Source organism: Salinimicrobium oceani, assembly GCF_012037645.1.
The window spans coordinates 1-290 of record NZ_JAAVJR010001574.1; the positions used below are offsets into that span (position 1 = coordinate 1).

Here is a 290-nt window from a genome sequence, read left to right on the forward strand (position 1 = left end):
CCTCACCAACTTCTCCTCCTCACTTCCCGGTTCCGGGTGATGGTCGTAAACCCATTGTACATGCGGCGGGAGGCTCATTAAAATGCTTTCGATCCTGCCATTGGTTTTTAATCCAAATAAGGTGCCCTTATCATGCACCAGGTTGAATTCCACATATCTGCCCCGTCTAATTTCCTGCCAATTACGCTGCTCCTCCTTGTATGGCAGATCTTTTCTTTTTTCCACAATCGGTAAGTATGCTTCTAAAAAGCTGTCGCCTACCTCTGTAACAAAAGCATACCAGTCTTCTG

1 protein-coding gene is annotated in these 290 nt (G+C 46.2%); it reads right to left on the reverse strand.

What is annotated here, in order from left to right:
• Positions 1–290, reverse strand: a 290-nt coding sequence (locus HC175_RS23120; RefSeq protein ID WP_168140094.1) for a coproporphyrinogen III oxidase, incomplete at both ends; no start/stop codon positions are given.